Source organism: Acinetobacter sp. 1207_04 (genome assembly GCF_052850415.1).
The window spans coordinates 387,734-393,993 of record NZ_VXCQ01000001.1 but is presented as its reverse complement, the minus strand read 5'-3'; the positions used below and the strand labels follow the sequence as shown (position 1 = coordinate 393,993).

Here is a 6,260-nt window from a genome sequence, read left to right as displayed (position 1 = left end):
ATTTTCTAATGTGTAAGAGAATAATGATATGCAAACAATAAAGATCTATGGATTAACATATCATTGGACTACTTATAAAACTTTAAACTTCAACGAAATACATGGATTAAATTTTGATAATGATGAGATTGAAGTTTTAGAAATTGAAAGTCCAGATTGTGATTTTCATATTATTATTCGTATAGATACACATGAATATCTAAGATTATCAGAAAACTATAATTGGTTTAGAAAAATCCTAAAACGTCCAAAATATCATTCTATTTATATTCATTATTTAATGAGTATGCTCATTCTCGGAACATATTTTTCTAAAAAATATCATATCAATCAAACAGGAATACGACTGTATCTTGCTCGACATAGGATTCGTCGTATTGGTGAGGGAGAAATCGAAAATAAACATATTGAAAAGCTTATACAATTTATCAATAGTGACCGCTTTAAGCCATACATAACAAATTCTAGTGGAACAGCTATTTTAAGAGAAGCATCTGAAAATGAAGTAATTCAAAATACTCCCCATTTAACATAATGGAGGTTATGCGAAGTCTCTTTGTAATAATCCTGTAATATCAATCAATTAGCCTCAATCAAAAAATCAAAAAACCATAAAAAAGCCGATATAGAAACATATCGGCTCTTTTTTACTCAAATCTGATATCTTTTGCCAATTAATTTGATCGTTTTTTAATCAAATTTGGCTTTTCACCTGTGTTATCAATTCATCCAGTGTTTAAATTATCCCCAATTTCTGCGGACAAATATCGGGATAATTTAAGTATGTTGTACGCCTGGGCGCACAAGCATTGAAGGATTTAGCCAATATACCGATGGAACATAATTTCTTATCATGAATACATAGAGAGCAGGATGCTCCATAAAATAAACGAAAGAACAAGGAAATGTTAAAGGTACGACAGGAGTTATACCTCAAGCATCAAATATGTAAAAAAGCCCAACAGGATGTTGGGCTTTTTTATGCCAAAAATTAATACATTAAAATAATTTAACTACTCACCTAGAGATAAAAGCTCATAATCTTTGAATTTTATGACCTCAATCCCTAACCTTTCATTGATCTGTTTTAGTAGGTTTTGGTAAAACATTCTCAATTAAGGGACATAATTATTTACAATATTTATGTCACTTAATTTCAAAATTCATGCGAAATTATGAAATCTATATTTCTTTTTTAGATTTAAAAATGTTTTCAAAAATTTTATTTATTGAAACTACAACCACATCGCTAAGGCGGTGAGGATTTTTGCATCTAAAAAGCATCAGTCACCCCGCCAGATTAAGCGGGGTTTTTTATTACTCCGATAATCTGTAATTCAATATCGGAACTAAAAATGGAAATGTCTCTAAAAAATTCAGTACTTATAATAATTGATATGCAAAATGGTTTGTTTCATGGCGATCATCCTCCATATCAGGCCAACCAATTATTAAAAAATATTTTACAGTTAATTGATTTTTTTAAAAAAGAAAACTTACCAATTGTCTTAGTTAGGCATATTGGGAAAGCTAACACGCCTTTAGCTGCAGATCACCACTTTACCCAAGTAATTCCAGAAATAATGAATCATCAACATTTTGATATAATTTTGGAAAAAACTAAGCCTAGTTGCTTTTACAAAACAAACCTAGATGATTTTTTAAAAAAATTATCGATAAATAAATTGGTTATTGCTGGATTAAAATCTGATTATTGTATAGATACAACTTGTCGTATAGCTTTCGAAAAAGACTATCAAATTACTTTAATAAAAGATGCTCACAGTACGGTAAATACTTCTCTTTTATCTGCTGAACAAATTATTGAGCATCATAATATGATTTTAGGAAATGCTTTTGTTAGTTTAAAAACAACAAATGAATTTGTTCGATGAATATCTAATACAGAGCTAAAAAACTTAGTCATGACTAAGTTTTTTAGCTCTGCATAAAATGTATAATGCTAACTTAAGAAATTATTAACTTTACTTTAAAATTGAAAAAAATCTTATCTGGAAATATTTTCATGGTACTAAATTTAAAATTAACTACCCTTTGTATATTATCTTCTATGCTCGTTGGTTGTGGTGGTGGCGGTGGATCATCAGATCAATTTTCAAATACAACGCCTCCAAAGACGGATTCCTCAACTACAACGCCTCCAAAGACGGATCCCTCAACGACTCCCCCTACTTCGAATACCGATGTAATTCGATACGCATATAGTTATTTCACCAATACAATTTATAAAGCAAATGAAGTACCACAACCAACTCTATTACAAAGAACACCATTGAATTCAGATGGTAGTTTGAATCTTGCAAACACGCAAATTATTGATAGATTACCTAATGCAAAAGTAAATGCGTTAAGTCTATTTGATGCTAAAAACGGTATAGTTTATGCTTATGTTAACCATGGTGATGGTTATCTTTATGGCTATAAAATCGATAAAAATAGCGTTATGAGTAAATTACCATCTATACCTGTAAGCCTCAACAGTTCTACTTCAACATTGAGTATCGATCAATCTAGTCAAACACTCATAACATTCGCAAATAAAGAATTTACCATATATAAAATTCTAGCAGATGGTCAGCTCAAATGGCAGTCTACTTATAAAACTTCAGATTTCCCTGAACTTAATAAAAATATTATTGAAATTAAAAATGATACTGTAAATAACTATTTATATGCGATTGATGATACAGGCTACTTGTATCAATACGATTCTCGAAATTTGAATGTGGGTATTATTCAAAAGATAAATTCATACACTTACCCAATTCAAGAATATCTAAAGCCGAATAGCTATAATTTACAAGTCAGTAAGCAAGGTCGCGTTTATTATGCAATGAATGATCGGTTATTACTTTTACAGCAAGATTCAATAGGTAAATTTGAATTAGTAACAGCTAGTAAGAACTTTGGTCTCAATCTAAATGCTTTTGCGATAGACGAAACTCGTAATAAAATTTATATCGCTAATGTAGGCCAAATTATGGAATTCTATTTAAAAGATGATGGAACTTTACGATCTTATTCAGTAGCTACATCTTGGGACAGTACTAAAGATCCTAGCTCATCAAGCACTCAAAATCGGCCAACTCTTTCCATTAATCCTAATGGGAAATCAGCATTTATTACATCTTTAGATAAAATCCAAGAATTCACAATGAATGCAGAGGGTAAAATGATGTCTGTACCTCATAAGGATCAAACACATGGATTACCAATGCACTTATTAACAGTACACTAATTCATCAAACTTTTGATTATTGATACTAAGTTTGTTAGAGAAAACCTAGCTTAATCGAAAATTGAGACAATAAAAAGCCCAACAGAATGTTGGGCTTTTTTATGCCAAAAATTAATACATTAAAATAATTTAACTACTGACCTAGAGATAAAAGCTCATAATTTTTGAATTTTATGACCTCAATCCCTAACCTTTCATTAATCTGTTTCAGTAGGTTTTGGTAATACACAATTTCATTGTAATAAAAAACTTTAGCTGCCTTTTCGACATCACCAAAACCACCCGCATTTTGTGGTACCACACCAATCAATTGCGGTGGTATGCGATGCCCTGCAAGTTGATCATCACGACTGGCAATTTTAATATTGTAAAATTCATCTTTAGCAGCCACTTCAGCAAGTGGAATAACTTTCACCCCATCCTTCGTTCCACCAGGTGTGTAAATCAATAGATTCTTAAAGTTCCCTGCCCCTTTTGAGTTCTCAAGAGAATCCTCTAAATCCTGAACATCTTCCTGAGTTTGTAGTGCATCAGTCATATGTAAAATAAAACCTGCATGTGCCCCATTTTTATAATAACGACGGCGGAATAGCGTTGCTGCTTCGTTCAGTAAAATTGCATTAATACTACTTAAATAATTAGGCACACCATAAACTTCTTGTCCAATATCAGATTCATACACATGAATCATATCTTGTGGTGCAAATTGATGATTATGGGTTTGATCCCAATCAAGTTGATAATAACGAGATAAATCCAAACCTCGACGCATATTCAGTGCAGGTCTAGATCCAAGCCCAACAATGCCGCCAAAACGGTTACGTTTGACATGCACATAACAATTGGCAAAGGTTAAAAGATTCAAAGCCAAAGCATTAAATTCATGCCGACTTAATAATGGATGAGGGATGTAATCACTGGTCAAAATATTACGTTTTACAATTAATGCACTGGTGTGGTGGCTCGTTGCACGAAATAATTTAGCGGTGGCCAACATATCGTATGGAAGCTCATACCAATCTTGCCATTTTGGACAATACCCATATTCAAATAAAGCATGCCCATCCAAAACAGGTTCAGCCTCACCAAAATTCCTACAGATAATTTTACTTGTTGGAGCCGCTGCTGTTTGTTGTGTTGGCAACACACGAAAGCGATCAAACTGCTGAGATAGCATAGATTTTATATTCATGATTTAAATACTCTGATTCGGCTACGTGTTGCGCCTTGTTGAGATGGATCGGTAATATCGACAATCGGTGCTTTCTCTAAACCATTCATAATTGCCCAAGCCAAATCACCATGCCCATTTTCAGCAGAGCGACTTGTGACCAACGTTTTATTACCGCCACCACTGGTCATGGCTTTTTTAATTGAAAGGAAGGCTTTTGCGACCGTTGTTAGACCGGCATCGAAATTAAGTCGTCTTTTTTGAAATAACTCTTTGGCTCTCAGCCCCATTCGAATTTTCAGTTCAGGGTTATAGTTCAGTCGGGTCAGTGCAGGGAAAAACTTAGATACATATTCAGAAACAGCAAGGCCATTGCCAGTGTTATCAATTCCAATAAACGTGACCTTGTAACGTGCACAAACTTTTTTGATATACAGTGCTTGTTCTTGAGCCGTCTGCCCTTTGAATTGTTTTACTTCTAATATTCGATACGGGGACAAGGACGTTTGCGGTGGAGCAATGACTGCAAGTGCAGCATTATCCCCTGTAAATGACGGATCATAACCAATCCATACTTCCCCTTCATAATGTGGAGTTTGAGTCGGATTAAAATCGTTCCAAATCTCCCAAGAATCGACCATGTTTGGAATAATATCTTTGAGGGGAAAATAAGAACCTGAATCATCAATAAAATCACAATCAAATAAATTGGCGAACTCTTCATCACCATACTCGGCAAGTAAGTCATCCCGATCAAATAAATCACAACCCTTCTCTTCGGCTGCATCTAAAGTCACAATTTGACGTGTCTTTCTATCCGCACATTTGACAGGCATTTTTAATGCGACTTTACTAACATCAATCTCAATTGGAAGTTTGCGCTTACTGTCAGTCCCCGTCCAAAAAGCATAAGCCTCATGCAAAATGCTCGATGGCGTGGACATATAAATTTGCTTATACATCTTCTGTGAAGCCATCGCTGAAGCGACTTTTTTAAACTTTAAAAAATTACGAATCCAAAAGAACTCATCCATGATGACATCACCATGACGACCTTGAGCAGTCAGTGCATTTGTCCCTAAATAATATAGCGTTGCTTGTCCATTCGGCCCATTGACAACAATCGGATCTCCTGTCAATTCAACGCCAATCACTTCCAAACAAAATGCTTTGATGTACTCAATAAATTGATAAGCCTGTGCTCTCGACGCAGACATAAAAATTTTATTCTTTCCTGTTTTAAGTAAATCAATGAACGCCCATAACGCAATGATATACGTCGCCCCAATCTGACGAGACTTCAATAAAATAAAGATTCGAGACCAAGAAATTGCATCCATCCATTCTTGTTGATAAATGAATAAAACATCTTGAAACGCTTGTTCAAGTAAAGCCAAATCATCTTCAGTAATCTGATTTTTAAGTTTTCGTTTTTTCGGATTGTTATTACGATTTTCTAATTTTGGATTCAGATCCGTTTGCGTACCACCTGCACGATATCTTTCTATTCTTGCCCAACGTTCAAATTGGCTACCAATAAAATCCATTTCTTTATAATTGGCATTGCTCTTATTTCCCATAAAAGTCAGGGTCATATAACGGACTTTTAGACCAAGCATTACATCATCAAATAAATCCGCTTTTTCCCAAACATCACGCTGTTTCCAACTTTCTACCGTTGCCCGATTTTCTTCCAATTGCTTTGCAATTTCAGACACAGTCATGCCCATCGCAAACAGGATTCGTCCATGTTGCCGTGGGTTGAGATTCTCGAAAGTCAAAGGATGTGCTGTATTCATGCGCTTAATGTAGCGCTATGTGTTCATTTTC

At 34.3% G+C, this 6,260-nt stretch carries 5 protein-coding genes; 3 read left to right on the top strand and 2 right to left on the bottom strand.

From position 1 onward, the window contains the following. Window positions 1-28 precede the first annotated feature (28 nt). The 3 genes from FW754_RS01890 (at window position 29) to FW754_RS01880 (ending at window position 3,259) form a co-directional block, all read left to right on the top strand. Window positions 29-535, top strand: coding sequence for a hypothetical protein (locus FW754_RS01890; RefSeq protein ID WP_446323688.1), 507 nt, complete (start codon window positions 29-31; stop codon window positions 533-535). 820 nt (window positions 536-1,355) lie between these two features. Next, on the top strand, window positions 1,356-1,895 hold the full coding sequence (locus FW754_RS01885) for a cysteine hydrolase family protein (protein ID WP_446323687.1): 540 nt from the start codon (window positions 1,356-1,358) through the stop codon (window positions 1,893-1,895). Between the two features lie 131 nt (window positions 1,896-2,026). Continuing rightward, window positions 2,027-3,259 carry a hypothetical protein gene (locus FW754_RS01880; RefSeq protein ID WP_446323686.1) on the top strand — a complete coding sequence of 411 codons (1,233 nt, stop codon included), beginning with the start codon at window positions 2,027-2,029 and terminating at the stop codon, window positions 3,257-3,259. Window positions 3,260-3,392: 133 nt separating this feature from the next. Here FW754_RS01880 and FW754_RS01875 read toward each other — a convergent pair whose 3' ends face one another. Beyond that, window positions 3,393-4,451, bottom strand: coding sequence for a phage portal protein (locus FW754_RS01875; protein WP_446323685.1), 1,059 nt, complete (start codon window positions 4,449-4,451; stop codon window positions 3,393-3,395). After that, window positions 4,448-6,229, bottom strand: coding sequence for a terminase large subunit domain-containing protein (locus FW754_RS01870; protein WP_446323684.1), 1,782 nt, complete (start codon window positions 6,227-6,229; stop codon window positions 4,448-4,450). Before FW754_RS01870 ends, FW754_RS01875 begins: the two co-directional genes overlap by 4 nt. Between the last annotated feature and the right edge of the window lie 31 nt (window positions 6,230-6,260).